18 protein-coding genes are annotated in these 20,475 nt (G+C 48.4%); 2 read left to right on the plus strand and 16 right to left on the minus strand.

Annotated features, from left to right (window positions below; translation table 11 throughout):
* Window positions 1-8: 8 nt before the first annotated feature.
* Both DWY63_RS07030 and rfbC read right to left on the minus strand, forming a co-directional pair.
* A complete protein-coding gene (locus DWY63_RS07030) occupies window positions 9-809 on the minus strand; it encodes an ABC transporter permease (protein WP_117801716.1) in 801 nt (266 codons plus the stop codon).
* A 16-nt stretch (window positions 810-825) separates the two neighbouring features.
* Window positions 826-1,386: a dTDP-4-dehydrorhamnose 3,5-epimerase gene (rfbC, locus tag DWY63_RS07035; protein WP_022462980.1), complete on the minus strand. Its 561-nt coding sequence runs from the start codon at window positions 1,384-1,386 to the stop codon at window positions 826-828.
* A gap of 305 nt (window positions 1,387-1,691) precedes the next feature.
* Between rfbC and DWY63_RS07040 the strand changes: the two genes are divergently transcribed.
* Window positions 1,692-3,641 (plus strand): sulfatase-like hydrolase/transferase, encoded by a 1,950-nt coding sequence (locus DWY63_RS07040; RefSeq protein WP_243001857.1) that lies wholly within the window; start codon window positions 1,692-1,694, stop codon window positions 3,639-3,641.
* A 117-nt stretch (window positions 3,642-3,758) separates the two neighbouring features.
* Here the strand turns inward: DWY63_RS07040 and DWY63_RS07045 are convergent, their stop codons facing one another.
* From DWY63_RS07045 to DWY63_RS07065, 5 genes are all read right to left on the minus strand, one after another.
* Window positions 3,759-4,889: an acyltransferase family protein gene (locus DWY63_RS07045; protein WP_117801717.1), complete on the minus strand. Its 1,131-nt coding sequence runs from the start codon at window positions 4,887-4,889 to the stop codon at window positions 3,759-3,761.
* Window positions 4,890-4,984: 95 nt separating this feature from the next.
* Window positions 4,985-5,323 (minus strand): EamA family transporter, encoded by a 339-nt coding sequence (locus DWY63_RS07050; protein WP_022462983.1) that lies wholly within the window; start codon window positions 5,321-5,323, stop codon window positions 4,985-4,987.
* Entirely contained in the window at window positions 5,316-5,666 is a 351-nt protein-coding gene (locus DWY63_RS07055) for an EamA family transporter (RefSeq protein WP_022462984.1), read from the minus strand. The genes DWY63_RS07050 and DWY63_RS07055 overlap by 8 nt, the downstream gene beginning before the upstream one ends.
* Window positions 5,667-5,682: 16 nt before the next feature.
* Window positions 5,683-6,519: a hypothetical protein gene (locus tag DWY63_RS07060; protein WP_055227571.1), complete on the minus strand. Its 837-nt coding sequence runs from the start codon at window positions 6,517-6,519 to the stop codon at window positions 5,683-5,685.
* A 12-nt stretch (window positions 6,520-6,531) separates the two neighbouring features.
* Window positions 6,532-7,599, minus strand: a complete 1,068-nt coding sequence (locus tag DWY63_RS07065) for a DUF6077 domain-containing protein (RefSeq protein ID WP_117801718.1) — start codon at window positions 7,597-7,599, stop codon at window positions 6,532-6,534.
* Window positions 7,600-7,798: 199 nt separating this feature from the next.
* On the opposite strand from DWY63_RS07065, the gene DWY63_RS07070 reads away from it, so the two are divergent.
* Entirely contained in the window at window positions 7,799-10,045 is a 2,247-nt protein-coding gene (locus DWY63_RS07070; protein ID WP_158568334.1) for a hypothetical protein, read from the plus strand.
* Window positions 10,046-10,103: 58 nt separating this feature from the next.
* On the opposite strand, the gene DWY63_RS07075 is transcribed toward DWY63_RS07070, so the two are convergent.
* The 9 genes from DWY63_RS07075 to DWY63_RS07115 all read right to left on the minus strand — a co-directional run bounded on the left by DWY63_RS07075 (window position 10,104) and on the right by DWY63_RS07115 (window position 20,044).
* Entirely contained in the window at window positions 10,104-11,084 is a 981-nt protein-coding gene (locus DWY63_RS07075; protein ID WP_055219419.1) for a glycosyltransferase family 2 protein, read from the minus strand.
* A gap of 17 nt (window positions 11,085-11,101) precedes the next feature.
* Window positions 11,102-11,977, minus strand: coding sequence for a LicD family protein (locus tag DWY63_RS07080; RefSeq protein WP_055219421.1), 876 nt, complete (start codon window positions 11,975-11,977; stop codon window positions 11,102-11,104).
* Complete coding sequence (locus DWY63_RS07085) at window positions 11,970-13,367, minus strand: sugar transferase (protein ID WP_117801720.1); 1,398 nt, start codon at window positions 13,365-13,367, stop codon at window positions 11,970-11,972. The genes DWY63_RS07080 and DWY63_RS07085 overlap by 8 nt, the downstream gene beginning before the upstream one ends.
* Entirely contained in the window at window positions 13,367-14,131 is a 765-nt protein-coding gene (locus DWY63_RS07090) for a glycosyltransferase family 2 protein (RefSeq protein ID WP_117801771.1), read from the minus strand. Before DWY63_RS07090 ends, DWY63_RS07085 begins: the two co-directional genes overlap by 1 nt.
* 139 nt (window positions 14,132-14,270) lie before the next feature.
* On the minus strand, window positions 14,271-14,831 hold the full coding sequence (locus DWY63_RS07095) for a manganese efflux pump (protein WP_055219426.1): 561 nt from the start codon (window positions 14,829-14,831) through the stop codon (window positions 14,271-14,273).
* 80 nt (window positions 14,832-14,911) lie between these two features.
* Window positions 14,912-15,583, minus strand: a complete 672-nt coding sequence (locus DWY63_RS07100) for a ribulose-phosphate 3-epimerase (protein WP_117801721.1) — start codon at window positions 15,581-15,583, stop codon at window positions 14,912-14,914.
* A 6-nt stretch (window positions 15,584-15,589) separates the two neighbouring features.
* Complete coding sequence (locus tag DWY63_RS07105) at window positions 15,590-16,603, minus strand: galactitol-1-phosphate 5-dehydrogenase (protein WP_117801722.1); 1,014 nt, start codon at window positions 16,601-16,603, stop codon at window positions 15,590-15,592.
* On the minus strand, window positions 16,600-17,304 hold the full coding sequence (locus DWY63_RS07110) for an IspD/TarI family cytidylyltransferase (protein WP_055219430.1): 705 nt from the start codon (window positions 17,302-17,304) through the stop codon (window positions 16,600-16,602). The genes DWY63_RS07105 and DWY63_RS07110 overlap by 4 nt, the downstream gene beginning before the upstream one ends.
* 1 nt (window position 17,305) lies before the next feature.
* Window positions 17,306-20,044: a translation factor GTPase family protein gene (locus DWY63_RS07115; protein ID WP_117801723.1), complete on the minus strand. Its 2,739-nt coding sequence runs from the start codon at window positions 20,042-20,044 to the stop codon at window positions 17,306-17,308.
* Window positions 20,045-20,475 lie beyond the last annotated feature (431 nt).

Genomic DNA, 20,475 nt, shown 5'->3' on the forward strand with positions numbered 1-20,475 from the left:
CCATCCTCCTATAATACATCTGAGAAATGAACCCGGAGGCGCTTGAACACTTTGGAACTGATTAGTCCTGCCATAAGCACAAAAGCCCAGAAGTAAAGGGTGTGCCATGGATGCTCGAAGAACCAGAGTCCATTCATAAAGCTGTCACGATATCCCTGGACAATATAGTACAGAGGATTCAGCTTCAGAAGGCTGTTCAGCCAGTTCGGAATATTCGGAATTGTTGTGGTATCCCACAAAATCGGGGTTGCCCACATGCCGACATTCAGAATTACATTGATAATCTGGCCGAAATCGCGGAAAAACGGTGTGATGGAACAGGTCAGATAGGAAAGTACAACGACGAGACTGATCACCGCAAAGGTATAGTACCCGATCTGGATAATCTGAACCGGCGGAAGTTTTCCCATCAGTGCAAAAATCAAAATAGCAAACACAATAAAGAACAGATGTACAAACAGGGAAGAAATCACCTTCACAATTGGAAGCACACTGATCTTAAACACAACCTTCTTTACCAGGTAACTGTATTCCAGCAGACAATTTGACGCACTTGGCAGTGCATCAGAAAAGAAGAACCACGGAATAATACCGGAAACCAGCCAGCAGATATACGGATATCCAGTGGCAGCTGGCTGTACACGCAGTCCGAGCTGAAACACGACAAAATAAACAGCAACCGTCACCATCGGCTGAATGAATGCCCATACGATGCCAAAATACGCTCCGGCAAATTTGTTGCGGAAATCATTTTTCGACAGTTTCCAGATCAGTTTCCGGTTCTGATAAAGTTCTTTGAATACGTTCATAAATGTTTTTTACTCCTTATTTCTTTAAATCCTTAATTCCGCCCCATTTATGATCTTTTTCCGAAATAATCAGATCTTCTTTTGTCATTCCTTCCGGCATCGGCCACTCCACGCCGATCTCCGGATCGTCAAAATACAGACCGCCTTCATCGTTTGGATGATAGAAATCCGTACATTTATAAGCAAATTCTGCGTAGTCAGAGAGTACGATAAATCCGTGTGCAAAATTCTTCGGAATAAAGAACTGTTTCTTGTTTTCTGCTGAAAGCAGCACGCCGAACCATTTTCCGTAGGTTTTGGATCCCTCGCGAAGGTCAACTGCAACATCGAATACTTCACCGTTTACCACGCGTACCAGTTTGTCCTGCGGGTAATTGATCTGGAAGTGAAGTCCGCGCAGGACACCTTTTTTGGATGCAGACTGGTTATCCTGTACGAACTGGACATCAATGCCGGCTTCTTTAAAATCATTGTAATTGTATGTCTCCATAAAATATCCGCGCTCATCGCCGAATACGGTTGGGGTAATTACTTTTAATCCTTCAATTTCACAAGATTCTACTTTAATTTTTCCCATTTTTCTTTCCTTTCTCTTCTCCACAAAAATGTGAACAGATCTTTTTTTGACCTCTTTTGTGTCTACAATCTTTGCTATTATACCATTCTTTTCTGAGAAACTCAAGAACCCATTTTCACGCCCGCCCCGCCGCTTTTTATGTAAATTCCCGGATTTTCATTTTCCACTCGTATTTTTTAAGAAAATACTATTTTTTTCGTAAAGTTTCTGTTATAATATCGTAAGTTCCCAGTTATATTTTATACCTAACGCTACCTGTTTGTTACCTATTATAAAACACTAAAGAAAACTGGAGGTTATTTACTGTGTCTCGCAAAAAAGTACAGCATGTTGGAAAGATACTTTTTTCCATTCTTTCCGTTCTGTTAGGATTCCTTGGGATCCTTCTTTTTACGTCTTCCCGCTGGATGCTCGCGACCTGGGCGCATCTTGATATGGAAGAACTTGTTTATCACTTAAAGGCACCCCTTGAGGGTACCAGCAAGGATGTGCTCTGGAGTTACGTCTGGTCCTGCGGCATGATCTCTTTTGCCGTTCTTGCTATTCTGATCGCGCTTTTTATTATCCTGCGCCATCGGAAGAAAGTGGAAATCATTCTCGGTTGCATCTGCATTGCCCTGGGAATCGCTCTTTCTTCCTATTCTCTTTATAATGTCTGGACGACGCTGGATATCGATACTTACCTGCACATTCAGAACAGCTACAGCACTTTGATCGAAGATAATTACGTCAATCCGTCCCAGACAACGATTACATTCCCGGAAAAGAAACGGAATCTGATCTATATTTATCTGGAATCAATGGAAAGCACCTATTCTGATAAAAAAGACGGCGGTGCTTACGACCACAATTTTATTCCCGCCCTGACTAATCTTGCCCTGGACAATATCAATTTTTCCAACTCCGACAAGCTGGGCGGCGCTTATCCGACAACCGGAACCACCTGGACCATGGGCGGTCTCTTTGCACAGACTTCCGGTCTTCCGCTGAAGCTTTCGATTCAAGGCAATGAGATGGCTTATCAGGACAGCTTTTTTCCGCAGCTTTCAACACTTGGCGACGTTCTCAATGAAGCCGGCTACAAACAGTACTTTATGATGGGTTCCGATGCCGCATTCGGCGGACGGAAGAATTACTTCACTTCGCACGGTGATTATGAAATTGACGATTACTACTGGGCGATCAGCGAGGGACTGATCCCGGAAGGCTACTACCAGTGGTGGGGCTATGAAGATGCTAAACTGTTTGAGTATGCAAAAGATAAACTGACGGAGATTTCCAAGAATGACGAACCGTTCAACTTCAGTATGCTGACTGTTGCCACCCACTTCGAGGACGGCTACAAATGTGACGAGTGTGATGAAAAGCAGTACGGAGATGACCACTACGGTATGGTGATTGACTGCTCCAGTTCCCGTGTCAGTGAGTTTATAGACTGGATCAAGGAACAGCCTTTTTATGAAAACACGACTATAATTCTTTCCGGTGATCATCTGACCATGGACTCTGATTTTTGTGAAAACATCGATGAAGATTATCAACGTTCTACTTATAACGCTATTTTAAATTCACCCATTCTTCCGGTTCATGAAAAAAATCGGATTTTCACCACGATGGATATGTTCCCAACTACTCTCGCAAGCCTTGGAGCTGTCATTGACGGTGACCGTCTTGGACTTGGTACGAATCTTTTTTCAGACAAGCCTACACTTGCCGAAGAACTTGGCTTCGATGAACTGAATCGCCAGCTCTCTATGGGCTCCCGATTCTTCGATGAACTTGATGCTGATCTTACCCCCGTCTGGGTCGGCGATGGCGAATATCAGAAATTTTATATTAAGGAAGAAGATCGATTTGCCAATAACGAATGGGTAACTTACAATCCACATCAGCTCTGGGCTGACGGTAAGCAGTCTTATTTTATTGATAAGGACGGCCACGCGGTTTCCGGCTGGCAAAAGCTTGAGGATGGGAAATGGTATCATTTTTCCGAGTCGGATTACCATCTCATCGAGGGTCCTTGCGATACAAATCCTGAATTGGAAGAGGAAACACCCGACTCCACTTCGGTAAGTGACATTTCCTCCGCTTCTTCTTTTACAGAAAACGATTTGGATTCCACAGTCGAAAGTTCTTCTTCTGGAATAGATGAGGACGATTTCTCTGAAAATGAGGATAATTCCAAAACCATCAGACATCTAGGCTCTTCTGCGGAAGATGATCCTCACAACCTGTCTCCTATCGATTATCAATAAAAATTTGATAACGATTCAGATCTATGCAATATAAAATAAAATCCCGCAGAAAAAGTTTTCATTTCTTTTTCTGCGGGATTTTTATTTTGCAAAATATTTAAAGCAGTATACGCTTAACTATTGTCTTACGTACAAAAATATGTTTTTTCCCATTTTTTTCACCTGTGTAAGGATCCACTGGATCAGTAAGGCAACAAAAATCGCTGCTAATAAATACAGAATTTTTGTCTGTTCTACGTCCTTCGGCATATAATACCACCAAATATCACTTTTACATCTTGACCAGTCAAACTTCAAAAACAGCTTTGTGCCATTCGCAATTGTTCCGAAAGCAACTTTTACAAGTAAAAAACCCAAAAACTGATTTTCCATAATCGAAAATGTGTTGTCTGAAAGAAGATTAATCCACTTTTTTCTTCCAAATACTGGTTCCATTATCGTTGCAATCCGCATCCAAAGTGCAATTCCCAAAAAACCAATAATAATTGGCATGACCGGTCCTTGATTAAAGTCATTGCACCACGCTGGCGTATAAGCCAACCTAGTTTTATAATGAAGAAAAATCATAAGTTTTGCAGCAAACACAATCGCAAAATACACTACAGATGGAATCCTGTCCACATATTTCTCCAGTATCTTTTTATAAAAAATACCCATTGCATAAAACGGAGCAAAATACAGAATTCTGACCACTGTCAGCCACCAGCTGGTGCGATATTCCATAATCGCCAAAAAATTGCCGCCCATTCCAATAAGTACTGCCCCTGCAAAAAATATCCATTCCGGTATCTGCCATCCTTTTCGCTTAAAAAATGCCCGAATCATACAATTTAATATTTCTACCATAAACAAGGGCACAATATACCAGCCGGCCATATTAAGGACAAACTGATGCCCATCGTTTAAAGGTGAAATCAGAATATTGTGCAAATTAAATTTTCCACCGATTTGAAAGCCCCACCGATGTAATAACCTGACAAGCAGCCCATACGCAATCGTATACCCATACATTGGAAGTATCAGGGTACGAAGCTTTTTACAGACATATCTCCCCGGTCGTTTCAGTGCTGCATCTTTAAAAAAATATCCTGAACAAAAAGTAAACAGCGCCAGATGGATTCCCTCATACGGAAACCATTGCGCAAAGTCCAAAGAAATTCCACCACCATCACAATGTCCCGCAACAACCATCAGAATCGCCACAGCATATAATATCTTAAAACGATAATCTATTTTTTTCTTATTCATAATCAAAAGCCGTTCGTTTGTTGTACGCAGACCCCCTATTTCAAAGGACAAGGACTGCTTAGCTGATATCGCTTTCTTTCCATCATCGGAACGTTTTACGGCAATGTATACACCAGTACTCCCAGGATAATAATCAGATTCCCAATCAGCTTTCCTTTTGATACCTTTTCTTTCAAAACGCCAAAGGAAAGCAGCAGGACAAAGACGTACGTAAAGGTATCCAACACCGGACCGTATTTCAAATCTACCTGTGTGTAGGCATACGTATTTAAAAGAAGTACACTGCCAAAAATCAGATACGCCACAATCACGCGCCAGTTCAGATACTCGCGAAGTGCAGATGCATGCTCCTCGTTGGCGCTTTGTTTCAGCAGAATCTGTGATACTGCTGAAAACATTGTACAGATCAGCATTAAAATCATATATTTATTCATATCGCTGCACCACCATAACTCCCACCAGCACAATCAGAAGGCCGATGATATTTTTTACCGTCAGATTTTCATGGAAAATGATCACGGCCCAGATCTGGGACCAGATCAGATAGACGCTGCGGTTTGCATATGCGGTTGACAAAGAGAATTTTTTGATTACCTTCTGCCATGCAATAGCGTAAATGCCACAGTTTGCAACCATCAGAAATAAAAATACATATAATAGAGGATTTTTGATTCCTCCCCGGTTCAGCTGAACCGACGCTGCTTTCGAGAACACACTCGTCAGAGAAAACAGCAGGATATTCAGGTGCAGCTGAATATAATCTTTTGCCTTATTCAAAAACAAGTCCTCCTTCTTACTTTTCTTCCACGCGGAAAATGATATGCCCTTCTACTTCTCTTACCGGGATGCACCCCGCTGTTTCCACATAGGATACTGCCGCTGAACTGCTCGAAAGTACAATATACTCTGCATTCATTTCCCTAAGACTTCTGTAAAATTCTTTCTGATCCAGCGACAGATCCATCTGTGTGATAATCTGAAGGATCTTTGTTTCGTCTTCAATTTCCTGCTCGGTCAGTGCATCGGTTGATACCGTATTGGAGCCCTGATAGGTCAGAACCATATCGCGGTCCAGAACCAGTTCAAACGAAGCATCATACTGCCGCACGATCAGGTTGAAATCCGGTTCAAAGACAACTCTTACGGTTCCCTCTCCCGCTTCTTCGTGCAGCACCGTACAGACGGCCAGAAGATCATCTGGCATCTTGTACTGGTTATCCGGCAGCTTCGGCAGTCCGCCAGCCAGTACGGAATTTCCGCCAAAACAGATGACCGCTGCCAGCGCAGCCGCGGTCAGATACCGTCTCCAGCCTTTTTTCTGCCCGCCCACAACTTTCGTGCAGGCATATCCGATGGTCAGTACCATCGGCAGAATCCAGAAAAACCGGTAATAGACATTGACCATTCCAAGTTTTCCCAGGATATATTTCACCGCAAATGGATTGTATACCGTAAAGGCCAGAAAAACAGCGGTTGTTACGAACACATACCGCTCTTCCTTTTTTCCTTTTAAAGCGAGATACAGCACCGACAGCAGAAACAGCGTCAGTACGGTTGTGTTTCCTCCAAACGTCACAAAGACCTGTCTCACAAAATCGAGGCCGCTCTCATTCAGATTTATTCCGCCCACATTTTCTCCTTTCTACCGCACAACCGGAATCTGCAGGATACCGCGCACACCAAGGAGATAGACCCCAAGCACCAGCACACACGGCAGCACAGCAAGCAGATAGAGCCCGCTCTGTCCCCAGCGTTTTTTCCGCACAAGATTCGGCAGAATCACAGCACTCATGGCCACCGGTACGGTCATCATGGATGACATCGTAAGGTCAATTGCAGCGACGCCTGTCATGAAAAACAGCAGCCAGACTCTCTTTCCGTTTTTCTCCTGATACATGCGCAGGCCAAGATAAAACAGAAACGGGAGGATGATATTGCACAATACGGCCTTTCCCTCGTATCCCCTCGTCAGCAGGAACGACGCATTCGAAAAGATCGTATGAAAATTCAGATTCACAACACTAATAAAGCACAGGAGCACCCATACCATCTGTTTTTCTTTTAACAGCGCCTTTCCGATCTGTGCATAGACGAGATAACTTAAAACTACCGTCATCATACAGAGAATCACCTTCGTCACTACGAGCGGATGAAGGCCCGTTAAACGGCACAGTACTGCATTTGCTGCCGGATACATGCTGAACACATAACGGATGTTAAAAAAATCCAGTGCTTTTCCTGTATATGGGTCAAAGCTGCTGATGGAATCTGTCGCAAGGTTCGTTGTCACACTTCCCACATAATACGCTGCATCCGCACTGCCGTTTTCCTGCAGTGCAGCAACAAAATACAGCTGGATTCCAATCAGCACCAGCATCACATAAAAAGCCGCCGTCTTTCCTCTCCAGAAACCGCCGCTTCTTTTTCCCCACTCTCTCCACATTCCCAGATGAAGACAGATGGAAGCAATTACAAGGACAGCCACAACAGCAGCCCATACCCATGCGAGCAGATGCAGCTTTGCACCGAGCACCATCATCGGCACAGAAATCAGTTCAAATAAGAAGTAATATGCAATAAAGCCAAACAGCACAGTTTCACTCAGATGTCCGCTCTCATACCTGTTTTCTCTGATAAAAAAAGAACCCAGGCAGCAGAACACTGCGAGCATTCCCAGAAACAGTGCCGGCATTTTTAATAAGGTAATCATGTTTGGTTCCTTTCTTTTCCTTACATTCCCAATCCCACTCATTCTAACATGATGCCCTGTCTGCGTCAAGTAATCGAAATTCTAATAAACATTGACTTTTCCCTGAAATTTTGTATAATTGTGATGTTGAGCGCTTATTTTCCACCCGGCTGTTTTACTTTTTGTTTTAATGATATATGTTACGAAAGGAGCCATTGATATGCCTTTTTCCCGGCATACCCGCAGATCCGTGTTTTCCATCGGCGCTGCATCCCTTGCCGCTGCTTTTCTTTTTCTCACCCCGGAAAACACACATGCGGCTGATACTACAGCAAAAATTCACATTCTGACACTCGGCAGCGGCTCCAATGCCATCGTTCTGGAAAGTGTAGACGATAATGGCCAGAAAATTTTCGGCATGGTAGACTCCGGCGAGGACTGGGATTACCCTGACGGATCTGATCCGCGTTATCCGCTGCGCAGCGGCATCACAACGTCGACCGGCTACGACGATGAGGTACTCTCCTACCTGGACTCCCTCGGTGTCACCTCCGATAATCTGCAGTTTTATGTTGCAACACATCCGCACAGCGACCATATTGGAACCGGCGATACCATCGTGCGGCTGTATTCCCCCGACCGGGTTTATCTGCTCCCGTATGATGACAGTTATATCTATAATACTGCGCGTCTCTGGGACAATCTTTATGTCTACGACCAGCTTCTTACTGCTGCAGAAGAGACTGAAGGCGTGACCCTGATCCAGCATCTGAATCCCGGTGCCGCCTCCGCAGAAGAAGGATCTCCTGATTTTGCTTTTGGAAATTTCCAGATCCAGATTGTCAACTACGAGGAAGATTATCTCACAAGTCCAAAAGAGGACGCCAACCAGTTCTGTCTTGGTGTAATTGCCTCCGCAAACGACCACCGCGCTTTTCTGACGAGCGATATCGACGACGTCGAGGGAGATGCCAGCCGGATTGTTTCGAACTACGGGCTGTACAGCATTGATCTGATGACTTCCAATCATCACGGATATCCGAATGCTGTCGATGCAGACTATCTTGCTGCCGTCAACCCGGAATATTTTATCCAGACCGGTGACTTCCGTATTATGGATAACGATACCGTCGAGACCCTGACCTCTCTGGGGCTGCGCGTATTTTCCACGACAGAATATTCCGGCGATCTTCCGGCAGTCATTGCTGACTTTTCCGGTTCCGCGGTCACTTCCAACGTGGATGATACCTATGAAATTTACCGCGGCCGTTCTTCCAAGCTCGTTGCTTATCATGACGGCATCCCGTACAGCGGATTTTTCACCCGCGGCAGACAGAAATATTATGCAGACAGCAGCCATCTTCTCGTATGCTCCACTTCCTGGCGCGACACAGAAACGGGCATCGAATATACCTCCGATGAAAACGGCGTGATCACAAACGAACGCCACGTCATCGGCTGGGTAAAACGGGATGGAAAATGGTATTACTACAACGATGATGAAACACCGTATACCGGCTGGCTCACCCTCGACCACAAAACGTATTACCTCGGCGCGGACGGCGTTATGGCAACAGGCTGGCTTCTGCTTGATGGAGATTACTATTATTTTTCCGGCAGCGGTGAGATGCAGACCGGATGGCAGTTTATCAGCAACAACTGGTACTATCTCGCCAAGGATACCGGTATTATGTATTCGTCCGGATGGCACGCTGATCCGGAGACCAAAACGATGTACTATTTTTACACATGGGGAGGTGCCGCACGCAATACGACACTTACCTTAAACGGTTACCGCGTCAAATTTCTTTCCTGGGGCGGTATTTCCGGCAGCACCTGGCTGTACCATGACGGTGCCTGGTATTATGTACAGAAATATTCCTGCGTAACCAATGGCTGGTATCAGATCGATGGCGCCTGGTATTTTATGAATGCGGACGGTTCCCTGAAGCAGAACGAAAGTTTCCTGTATGACAACAATCTCTACTTTGTAAATAAGAGCGGAAAAATGTATCAGAACCAGTGGCTGAAATGGGATGGAAACTATTATTATCTCAGAAGCTGGGGCGGTGCCGCACACGAAGGCTGGCTGCTGCTTCAGAATAAATACTATTATATTAATGAGGACTGTACACGGAAAACGGATGAAGCCTTTACGTATGATAACAATCTTTATTTTGTTGATGAAAACGGCGTCATGCCGGCAAACCAATGGGTGATCCGGGACGGTGTCTGGTACTTTACCTACAGCTGGGGCGGTGCGAGAAAATCGCAGTGGTTCTATTATAAAAACAACTGGTATTACTTCAACGATGATGCTTCCATGCAGACCGGCTGGGCAGAAATTGACGGAAAAACATATTATTTCCAGAGCTGGGGCGGATGCGTCACCGGGACGAAAAAAATTGACGGAACAACGTATGTGTTTGATAAAAACGGTGTTCTGCTTTCCGAAAAAGAAAGCTAGAAAAATCCATATAAAAATGCGGCAGAAACGAAAATCTCATTCGTTTCTGCCGCATTTTTTATAAATTTCTTTTCCGGAACAGTGCACGAACGCACTGCCGGTAAATTCCGGTTCCCAGAAACAGGGTCAGATAGGCGATTTTCCGCCCATTCGTGAAGTGATCGCCTTCCAGTACCAGAAGCGGATGCTTTTTAAGCTCTTTTGCCAGCCTCTTCGCAAGCGCCTTTTTCTCCGCGTCCATGGTTTCCAACAGCATCAGCTTGTCCAGCACGAAAAACCGCGCCCAGCAGCAGCGCACACCTGCTTCTTTTTTCAGCGCCGGGTGGCGTTCTTCCACGACATTCTGATTATGATCCCATACTTCCACCGAACCCAGATCTGACCAGCGAAAACCGCTTGTCGTGAGGCTTTCGCGCCGGTGCACATAATAGTATTTCTGTGCTGTGGAAAAGGCCACCTTCCGGCAGTGCTCCATTAACGGAACGATGACGTATGCATCCTCGGCGATTGTTTTCTCCGGATAGACAACGCCCTCGAAAATCTCTCTCCGATACAGCTTGCCCCACGGCATCACGCCGAACACGCGCGCCTTCATCACCTGGCGCAGTCCCTCCTCGCTGTCGGTCACAGATTCGATTCCCTCCTGTTTCAGATCCGGCACCGGCCTTCCTTCATAGAGATCGTATCCGCGGCAGATACTCATTTCGGCATCATATTTTTCCGCCAGACGATACAGTGTTTCCAGAAGATCCTCCGCTGCGAAATCGTCGCTGTCCACAAACGTGATATAACGCCCCTCTGCAAGCGCAACGCCCGCATTCCGCGCCGAACTGACGCCGCCGTTCTCTTTTTGGTGATAACGGATCCGCGCATCCTGTTCTGCGTATGTCCGGCAGATTTCACTGCTCTTGTCGGTGCTTCCATCATCTACAAGAAGCAGCTCCCAGTCCGTAAAAGACTGGGAAAGAATGGAATCCACACATTTTTTTAAAAATTTTTCTGCCTGATACACCGGGGTAATGATTGAAATTTCCGGCATTGTTTTATCCTCTTTCTTTATTTCTTACAGCAGTAGTGTATCCCCTTATACTGCTCATACGGATGATCGAGATCCAGAAACGCCGCATCGTGGTGGCCTTTCTGCTGTTCTTTCGGCGGCAGTTTCATATAATCGCCGAACGCCATGCGCAGATATGTGTCATATCCGACCGGAATCGGCAGGCGCTCGTTCTCGAACGGAACCTCAATCGCCGATGCAAAAATCTTTTTCGGATATTTCCGGAGAATCGCCTGCGGTGCGCACATCTCGGTGATGCCGTCCACCCGTGGGCTGTCGATATCAAATTTTGTAATATAGTTCTCTGCCTGCTTCCAGATCCGGTACCGCATCTTCTGCGTCGGAGCCAGCGCCAGCAGAATCGTTCCCAGGTAATGCATAAACGCGCCGTGGCGTTCTTTGGTCGGAATAACCTGCGTGCAGAAGAGCTGGAAAATCTTTCCCTCGATCACCTGCCATTTCCGCGCAAGGTTTCCCGGTGCATAGCCCTCGATCGGGAGAATATCAAGTGCAACGCCGTGGCAGAGATCCATATCGACCTGCTCCTTTTTCACCTGCGTGGTGCGGCTGTCGCGGATGTTCGCAAACGTGTGAGCATTGCAGAAGCCCTCTTTCGGGTACTCGAGCTTGTAGATTTTACTCTCCTCCTGCGTATCCCAGATTTTCAGGAACTTCTCGTAATCTTTCCGCGGCATGAAAAAGTCGAGATCATCGTCCCACGGAATAAAGCCGCCGTGGCGGATTGCACCGATACAGCCGCCGCCGCAGAGATAACAGGTCAGATGATTTCTCTGGCACCAGTGGTAAAACATAACGGCCATTTCCAGATTTTTTTCCTGCAGCCGGCGCAGAATTTCGTCCTCGGTATTAAACATCTTTTTTCTCCTCTTCCTTCGCGTTCAGGCTGATCGTCTGTCCTTCCTCGAGCCCTTCTGTGCTCTCCTTTGTGAAGACAATCTTAAAGGTTGCAAGAATCAGCTTCAGATCCTCTAAAATCGAATAGCTTTCTATGTACATCAGATCCAGCTTCAACTTGTCGTATGCGGTCGTGTTGTACTTTCCGTAAATCTGGGCGTAGCCGGTAAGGCCTGCCTTTACTTTCAGACGGTAAGCAAACTCCGGAATCGATTCCTCATATTCCTTTGCAATCTCCGGCCGCTCCGGGCGCGGTCCGACGACGCTCATATCGCCCTTGAAAATGTTCAGAAGCTGCGGCAGCTCATCAATTCTCGTCGCGCGGATCACCTTCCCGACCGGCGTAATGCGGCTGTCGTTCTTCGTTGCCAGGCGGGCTACGCCGTCTTTTTCGGCATCCACGATCATGCTTCGGAATTTGTAGACATAGAATTCTTTTCCGCCGATCGTGAGACGTTTCTGTTTAAAGAACACCGGGCCATGGTCATACAGCTTGATGCAGAGCGCTGCGATCAGCATAATCGGCGACGTGATCACAAGAAGAATCGTCGATACGAGCAGATCCAGCAGGCGCTTGCAGAATCTCTGATCAAACGAAAGACCACTGTTTCGCGCGAGCAGAAGCGGTGTATCGAAAATATGGAGCGCTTCCGCTTTCCGTACCATAATATCCGACAGCTTCGGCGTCAGATAGACACGGATTTCTTTCGCATAGCAATATTTCAGCAGACGGTTGCGCAGCTCCGAATGAAGATCGCCCAGGATCACACCCTCCTGACCGTATGTGTCAATCTGGCGGCAGAGCTCTTTCTCTCCCACTTCCGTGCTCACCTTATGTGCTACAATATACTTGTCCGGCCGCTGGTTCATCTTCAGCTCCAGGCTTTCCATCGGGTATTCACCGTAAATCAGAAGCACCTCTCTTGGCGGAAAGAGACGCGCAAACGTCTTCTCAAAAAGCCAGGATACAATGCCTGCCAGCGCAAAGTCCACGAGTGTCATGCCGACCATCGGCAGAATGTACGGCAGGTGGCGCCACAGCAGGATAATCTGCAGATACATCAGCGCATTGGCACAGAATGCCGTCATCATCTGGGAATAGATGATGCTGCTTCCCTTCATGTAGCCGATCTTCATGCCGCCGTAAATGTACATGAAAACCAGAAGAAAAATGCCGTAGATCACGACGATAATCTGATTTCCCTTATCCCAGAACGGCTCCAGCCACAGGTGGCTCGCATAGTATCTGTCCCAGAACACAGAAAAAACAGCGCATTCCAGAAGCACAATCGCCGCGACCGCCAGGACACGCATCAGATGTTTGTACTGTTCCCTGTTTTTATAGTTCATCAACCTCTTCCTCTCTTTTTGCCCTTACCGTAATACTTCCGCACACCGTTTACCGCATAGCACGCAAAACAGTACAGGGAGCGGAACGTTCCCATTCCCAGCTCGCGGTAAACACGGTAAGTCATTCCTGCAGAATGCAGTTTATTCCCCGATTTTCCTGTGCTGGACAGCCGGTATTTCAGCAAAGGCTCATCCACACCGCAGGCTGTCCCGTATTTTTTCAGGATCCGCAGCCAGTCCAGATAATCCTCGTGGCACTCGTCCTTTTCCATCGGGAATTCCAGCAGAACGCTTCTTTTGGCCAGTACCGACGAGCAGCCGATCACGTTGCCGCGCAGCAGCATTTTGTAGGTGATCCGCTCCGGGACAGAAAAAATCTTCTGCTTTTCCGGTTCCTGATCGTAAATCAGCTCCCGACCCGTACAGCAGAGCACATCACCGGTCTTTGCAAGGGCTTTTTCCTGCTTTTCCAGTTTTTCGGGATCCCAGTAATCATCCGCGTCCAGAAAGGCAATGTAATCGCCCTTTGCGAGCTGTACACCGCGGTTTCTGGATGCGGATGCTCCTTTGTTTGTCTCATTCCGGATATACCGTACCCGGTCATTTTCTCCGTAACGCCCCATCTTTTCCATCGTATCGTCCGTGGAATGGTCGTCGATCACCAGGATTTCCAGCGGGGTTTTTGTTGTCTGGCAAAGGACTGAGTCGATTGCCTGAAACAGTGTTTCTGCACCGTTGTACGAAGGGATTACTACTGAAATCATGTATTTTCCTCTCTTACTTTGTCTGCTGCATCTGTTTTTTAAATTTTCCAGCAGCAAACCTCCTACTTTTATAGCATATCTGCACGGGCTTGTCAATTTTACGCCGGGATCTGCTGGTTTTTCTTTCTTACATGTAATTCTATGTGAGCTTTAAAAACGCCAGTAAATAGAACAGAATTCCTCCGAACAGTGCTCCGTTTCCGCCGTTTTTCTGCCCCGTCTTTTTTCCGATGGCAGTTCCGGCATACATCGCCGCCATTCCGACCGCGAAGGAGGCAAAAAAGATCTGTCCTCCTGTCACCGGAAGATCCGCGGCAAAGACGCCGGAGACAATTCCATCCACCGACATCGAAACCGCCAGCAGGCCAAATTCCAGTGGGTGGAGCTGTTTTTCCAGATGTTCCAGTCTTGCTTCTGGTTTTCCCTGCTTTTTTCTTCTGCGTTTTCTCAGTTCTTCAAAAATTTTCAGCGTTCCCATAAGAAAAAAGCAGCCCGCACCCACTCTGGTTCCCCATTCCGGTCCTGCGGACTGCAGAAATCTTTTTCCAAACTGCGCGGAAGCAACCAGGGCAGCACTGCAAAACAGATTCAGCAGCGCCGTCATGCCGGGTGAAATTCTCGTATTGCTGCTTCCATATCCGATGCTTACTGCAAAGTTATCGGCTGAGAGCGCCGCAGCAAGCAGAAGCAATTCTACCATATGACACGCTCCGTCATTTCTCACTTTACAGTATTCGTCTGTTTTTCAAACCGTGCATCCCGGGAAGGCAGTTCTTTTTCTTATTCCACTGCTTTCCGGAATTCCCGGATTTTTTCTCCGAAGTGCGATACATCGGTGCAGAAAATGCTCGAAGTTCCCGCCACAAAAATGCTGGCTCCAAAGGAACGCAGCGTCGCGCCGTGCTCCTTCGTAATGTTTCCGTCCACTTCTAAAATGATGTCCTCCCGGTGCATCTCCTGCAGAAATTTCTGCAGCTTTTCCGCCTTGCGCAGCGTACTCGGCACAATTTTCTGTCCGGCAAAGCCCGGATTCACCATCAGAAGATTGACGCCGTCGATATAATCAAGCACTTCCTCGATCTGCCCGATCGGTGTTGCCGGGTTGATCGCGAGGAACCGCTTGCAGCCGTACGGCACGAGGTAATCGAGCGCGCGCTGCACCTGGAAAGTGCTCTCATAATGAATCGTCACGATGTCCTCTTTGTAAATGCCGATCCACGGCAGCTTGTACTCCGGGTCTTTAATCATCAGATGAAGATCGAGCGGAATACTCGTCAGTTCCCGCAGTCCGCGGATGTAGTCGACGCCAAGGCCGAAGTTCGGAACGAACTCGCCGTCCATCACATCGATATGGAGATATTCGACTTTTTCTTTTTCAAATACATCGATCGTCGCCTGCAGATCCACAAGGTTTGAGCACATCATGGATGCCGATATCTGACTTTTTCTCATATTTTTCTACTCCCATGAAACCATTACTTTGCAGTATGGCTCTTTATGATTTTTCATCAGTTCCAGTCCGTCCATCAGCTTTTCGGACGGGAAACAGTGCGTGATCAGCGCCTGTGCCGGGATTTTCTTCTTCGAAAGCGCATCGAGTGCCTCCGTCCAGTCGCAGGCTTCATCTTTTTCATAAGAAGAATTCCACGTTCCCATCAGGTTCAGCTGTTTGCGCAGGATGCGCCAGTACACGTTCTTTTCCATCGCAAGATCGCCCGATGGATTTCCCATCAGCACGATGCTTCCGCCCGGTCTTGCAAGAAGAACTGCACTGGAAACGGCCTGCGGCGTTCCGACCGCTTCTACTACAACATCCGCCTGAATCGCTTTACTCTCCTCTTCCGTCACATATGAGATGCCCGGGATCTGTTCTGCGATCGCACGTTTTGCTTTGCCCCGTCCAATCACAAAAACGGTTTCGGCGCCGAGCGCTTTCGCCCACGCTGCCGCTGCAAAACCGATCATGCCCGTTCCGATCACTGCTGCGGTATCGCCCGGCTTCACACCGCTTCGTTTCACCGCATGAAGCGCCACAGAGAGCGGCTCCAGCATTGCTGCCTCGCGGAAGCTGACGTTTTCCGGCAGCTCCATCAGGTTCCAGTCCGGCACGGCCACGTATTCCGCAAAGCCGCCGTCCCGGCGCGAGCCGAGGTAATCGTAGTGTTCGCACATCTCATATTTTTTCTGCCGGCACTGCGGGCAGGTGCGGCATGGGATCAGCGGGAAAATGCCGACCCGTTTTCCAACTCGCTCTTCCGGCACACCCTCGCCGTATGCGGCAACCACGCCTGAAAACTCGTGACCCGGAATCGTTGGAAAATGGTATGTTCCGTTTGTGAAAATCCGCGGAATATCGGAGCTGCAGATTCCTGATGCCTTTACCTGCACCAGAACCCAGCCGGATGGGATTTCCGGTTTTTCGATGTCTTCCCTTCTTAAATCATTGACTCCATGCAGCTCGTATGCTCTCATTTCGTTTCTCCTTCCACAATCGTACAGAAACGCTCCAGGTCGCTCCTTGTTGTAATCTTAAAGTTCCGCTCATCCCCTGGGATCATCGCCACATCCATTCCATGGCGGTAGGCAATTTCACTCGTTCCCCTTGTGAGGGACAGCTCCTCTTTCGATGCTTCCCGGTTGATCTTCGCGTACGGATGCAGCCGGAAGGCTTCCGGCGCCTGACCGGCAAACAGCGTGCTGCGCTCCAGCAGATGGTCAATTTTCGTTCCATCGCTGCTCTGATAGATCGTGTCCTTCATCGGCAGCACCGGCATACAGCCCTCATGATCGGCAAGCGCCGCAAGGCAGTCGCCAATCAGCTGTTCGCTCACCAGAGGCCGCACGCCGTCGTGGATGATCACACCGTCGTTCTCCGATACGGAATCCTCCATGCAGACGGTAAGGCCATTATGAATGGATTCCTGCCGCGTATCCCCGGCATCCGCAAAGGCGAGAAATTTCGTAATCCCGTCTTCTTCCATCCATCCGCGGATCTTCTCTCTCCAGGCATCTGCCGCCACGATGACGATTTTCTCAACGGCACTGCTTTTCTGAAACTGCTCCAGCGTATACAGCAGAATCGGTTTCTTTTCCACTTCCAAATACTGCTTCGGAAAATCCCCCATCTGCATTCTCGTTCCGATTCCCCCCGATAATATGATTGCGTAATTCATCTTAAGCCTTTCCTTTGCTCTTTTTACTCTCTTTTTTTCGCTCTTCTTCCAGCTCTTTTAAAAAGTCTCCCAGTTCTCCAGAGGCGTTCTCCAGCAGATACGACTTCGTTTTCTGTTCTTTCTCCAGATAGTTTTCCCGGATCTGGCCGTTTGTATGTTCAATCTCGGTGCGCAGATCCCGTGCGGAGAGACGATGCGCGCCCGCTCCCATAATGATGATCTGCTCGAGACCGTCCGAGGAAGCCACCGTTACGTTGCCGTTGTGGCCGATCCTGTGAACCGTTTTCTCGATGTACTGGTCAGCCGTCTCCGCCTCTTTCGTATAAACGACATGAATATTATGGTACATGCCGACCTCACCCTGGTTGCCTTTTACTTTGTAGGCATCAAAGACAAGAATCAGCGTCATTTTTTTATATCCTTGATAATTTGACAGGATGTCCATCAGCTTTCCTCTGGCGCTCTCAATATTATACCTCGCCAGCTCATTTAAATCATCCCATGCAAAAATAATGTTATAGCCGTCCACCAGCAGATATTCCTCCTGCGGCTCCTTCGGGCGGTTTGATTTTGCATATTTGGGATCCCCGATGCCGGATGACGAGGTGACCGGACGTGTCCGCCGCTCGAAACCGGCGCGCTTCCGCTCCACTTTGCCGTATGTCCTCGTAAAGATTTCTTCCAGCTCCTTTGCCTCCTGCAGGGAAGCTGCCATCGGCACGCGGTCGGATGCTTTTTTTGCTTTCTGCACAGAGGATGCTCCGCCGCTCCGGTCTGCCGCAGATTCGGCTGAATCGCTTTCTTCTTCCGGATTTTCCAGCGTGTATTCCAGATGCATATGGTCTTCCACTTCATTCCATGGAACGACAAAGCCTGCCCCGTGGGCACAGAACACAGAACCCGTCGGATTTTCCACATCCGCCTCGGAATCGTAGCCGATGGAGGCAATCACTTCCTCCGCGTTGTGACACGGCTCATATCCTTTTAAGGTACAGAACACTCTTCCGCGTCCCCGGCTGTAAGCAGTCACTTCTTTCTGATAATCCCGCATCGTCACAACCGGTGCGGTTCCGGTGATCACTGTCATATCGCCTTCCATTTCCGGCGGTTCAAAGCTGCCGTACATCCGCTGGATATCGTTCAGCGCCCGTCCCGTCGATTCCGACGGAATTTCCAGACGGAACGCATAGACCGGCTCCAGCAGAACGGATTCTGCTTTTTTCAGTCCCTGCCGCACCGCACGGTACGTCGCCTGGCGGAAGTCGCCGCCCTCGGTGTGCTTAATGTGCGCACGGCCCTTGACCAGCGTGATTTTCATATCGGTAATCTCCGACCCGGTCAGCACGCCGGGATGCTTCCGCTCCAGCAGATGTGTGAGGATCAGACGCTGCCAGTTGCGGTCCAGGGTGTCCTCGCTGCAGACGGTTCCAATCTGCAGTCCGCTGCCCGGTTCTGCCGGCTCCAGCAGCAAATGAACTTCCGCATAATGGCGCAGCGGCTCGAAATGGCCGACACCCTCCACGGTACTGCGGATCGTCTCTTTGTATACAATATTTCCGGCTCCGAATTCCACCCATTCGCCGAAACGCTCGTGGATCAGACTCTTTAAGATCTCGATCTGCACCTCACCCATGACCTGCGCATGGATTTCCGCGAGGCGCTCATTCCAGACAATGTGGAGCTCCGGGATTTCTTCTTCTAACTGGCGCAGTTTTCCAAGCATCTGATGGACATCGCAGTCCGGCGGAAGCTCGATGCGGTACGTCAGCACCGGCTCCAGCACCGGTTTTTCCGCCTCGGTTTCGTTGCCGATGCCCTGACCGGAGAAAGTGCTGTTCAGTCCCGTTACGGCACAGATCGTCCCCGCCGGTGCTTCCTGTACCATCGTATAGCCCGCACCGGAATAAATACGGATCTGGTCTGCCTTTTCTTCGCCGAGCATCTGCTTCACCTTCAGCACGCCGCCCGTGATTTTCAGATGCGTCAGACGGTTTCCTGCCGTGTCCCTTGAAATCTTAAAAACGCGCGCGCCAAAATCCCCGCCGTACTCCGGCGTTTTTGTAAACCGGTCCAGAATTTTCAGAAATTCCGTCACGCCCTCCATCTTGAGTGCAGAGCCAAAGCAGCACGGAAAAACCTTCCGCTCTGCGATCATCGTGCGGATCTGGTCTTCTTCCACGCTTCCCGTTTCCAGATACTGCTCCAGCACGTCCTCATCACACATGGCGAGTTCTTCCAGCAATTCTGCGTTCTGGAGATCCTGCGAGAAATTCAGGCAGTGCTCTGAGAGACGGCTCTGCAGTTCTTCCAGCAGTTTTTCCGCATCCGTGCCTGGCTGATCCATCTTGTTGATAAAGAGAAAGACCGGGATCTCATACCGCGCGAGCAGCCGCCACAGGGTTTCCACATGACCCTGCACGCCGTCCGCACCGCTGATCAGAAGAACCGCATAGTCCATGACCTGTAAAGTGCGCTCCATCTCCGCCGAGAAATCCACATGGCCCGGCGTGTCAAGGAGTGTGACCTCCGTCTCGTTCAGCTTCAGCACGGCCTGTTTGGAAAAGATCGTGATGCCCCTTGCTTTTTCCAGTTCCTCCGTGTCCAGAAAGGCGTCCTTGTGATCCACTCTTCCGGCTTTCCGGATCTGGCCTGTTTTATATAAAATTCCCTCTGCCAGCGTCGTCTTTCCCGCATCGACATGCGCTAAAATGCCTACCGCCAGTTTTTTGGTTTTTTCCATTTTGTTTCATCCTGTCTGTATGATTCATATTTTTCAGGCCCCCTCATCCCCTGCGGCCCGACTCACTGCTTATTGTACCACAAAACCTCTCATTGCGGAACCCCGGAGTGAAACGCAAAAAATCTCAAAGCGGCTTTTTCTCCTGCTTTGAGATTTTTTATGCTATGTTCTGTTTTATCTCTCCCCCGCCATCGGCTGCCGATCTGCAATTTTCAGGAAAACAAATCCCAGTGCAAAGAAAATCGCCAGGCATGCAACCGCCACGTTGATCGTTCCGCCTGCCAGTTTTACAGCTGCAATAACTGCAGAACCGAGGAACGATGGTTACTCTGTCTTCCAACGTCATATCCGTTTCTTTTAAAAGTTCATTTGCAAGAAGTGTACCGTACTCTGCATGATGGGCAACCTGCATACAGTGTTTCTGCGAATGA

Origin of the sequence: Blautia sp. AF26-2 (assembly GCF_003460955.1) — a bacterium.
Classification (GTDB): domain Bacteria; phylum Bacillota; class Clostridia; order Lachnospirales; family Lachnospiraceae; genus Fusicatenibacter; species Fusicatenibacter saccharivorans.

What these genes read in the sequence shown, in the direction of transcription:
- rfbC (WP_022462980.1), bottom strand. Translation starts at nt 1,386, where the DNA reads ATGGGAAAAATTAAAGTAGAATCTTGTGAAATTGAAGGATTAAAAGTA.
- DWY63_RS07095 (WP_055219426.1), bottom strand. Translation starts at nt 14,831, where the DNA reads ATGGTAGAATTGCTTCTGCTTGCTGCGGCGCTCTCAGCCGATAACTTT.
- DWY63_RS07045 (WP_117801717.1), bottom strand. Translation starts at nt 4,889, where the DNA reads ATGAATAAGAAAAAAATAGATTATCGTTTTAAGATATTATATGCTGTG.
- DWY63_RS07070 (WP_158568334.1), top strand. Translation starts at nt 7,799, where the DNA reads ATGCCTTTTTCCCGGCATACCCGCAGATCCGTGTTTTCCATCGGCGCT.
- DWY63_RS07105 (WP_117801722.1), bottom strand. Translation starts at nt 16,603, where the DNA reads ATGAGAGCATACGAGCTGCATGGAGTCAATGATTTAAGAAGGGAAGAC.
- DWY63_RS07030 (WP_117801716.1), bottom strand. Translation starts at nt 809, where the DNA reads ATGAACGTATTCAAAGAACTTTATCAGAACCGGAAACTGATCTGGAAA.
- DWY63_RS07080 (WP_055219421.1), bottom strand. Translation starts at nt 11,977, where the DNA reads ATGTTTAATACCGAGGACGAAATTCTGCGCCGGCTGCAGGAAAAAAAT.
- DWY63_RS07075 (WP_055219419.1), bottom strand. Translation starts at nt 11,084, where the DNA reads ATGCCGGAAATTTCAATCATTACCCCGGTGTATCAGGCAGAAAAATTT.
- DWY63_RS07100 (WP_117801721.1), bottom strand. Translation starts at nt 15,583, where the DNA reads ATGAGAAAAAGTCAGATATCGGCATCCATGATGTGCTCAAACCTTGTG.
- DWY63_RS07050 (WP_022462983.1), bottom strand. Translation starts at nt 5,323, where the DNA reads ATGAATAAATATATGATTTTAATGCTGATCTGTACAATGTTTTCAGCA.
- DWY63_RS07110 (WP_055219430.1), bottom strand. Translation starts at nt 17,304, where the DNA reads ATGAATTACGCAATCATATTATCGGGGGGAATCGGAACGAGAATGCAG.
- DWY63_RS07090 (WP_117801771.1), bottom strand. Translation starts at nt 14,131, where the DNA reads ATGATTTCAGTAGTAATCCCTTCGTACAACGGTGCAGAAACACTGTTT.
- DWY63_RS07115 (WP_117801723.1), bottom strand. Translation starts at nt 20,044, where the DNA reads ATGGAAAAAACCAAAAAACTGGCGGTAGGCATTTTAGCGCATGTCGAT.
- DWY63_RS07085 (WP_117801720.1), bottom strand. Translation starts at nt 13,367, where the DNA reads ATGAACTATAAAAACAGGGAACAGTACAAACATCTGATGCGTGTCCTG.
- DWY63_RS07065 (WP_117801718.1), bottom strand. Translation starts at nt 7,599, where the DNA reads ATGATTACCTTATTAAAAATGCCGGCACTGTTTCTGGGAATGCTCGCA.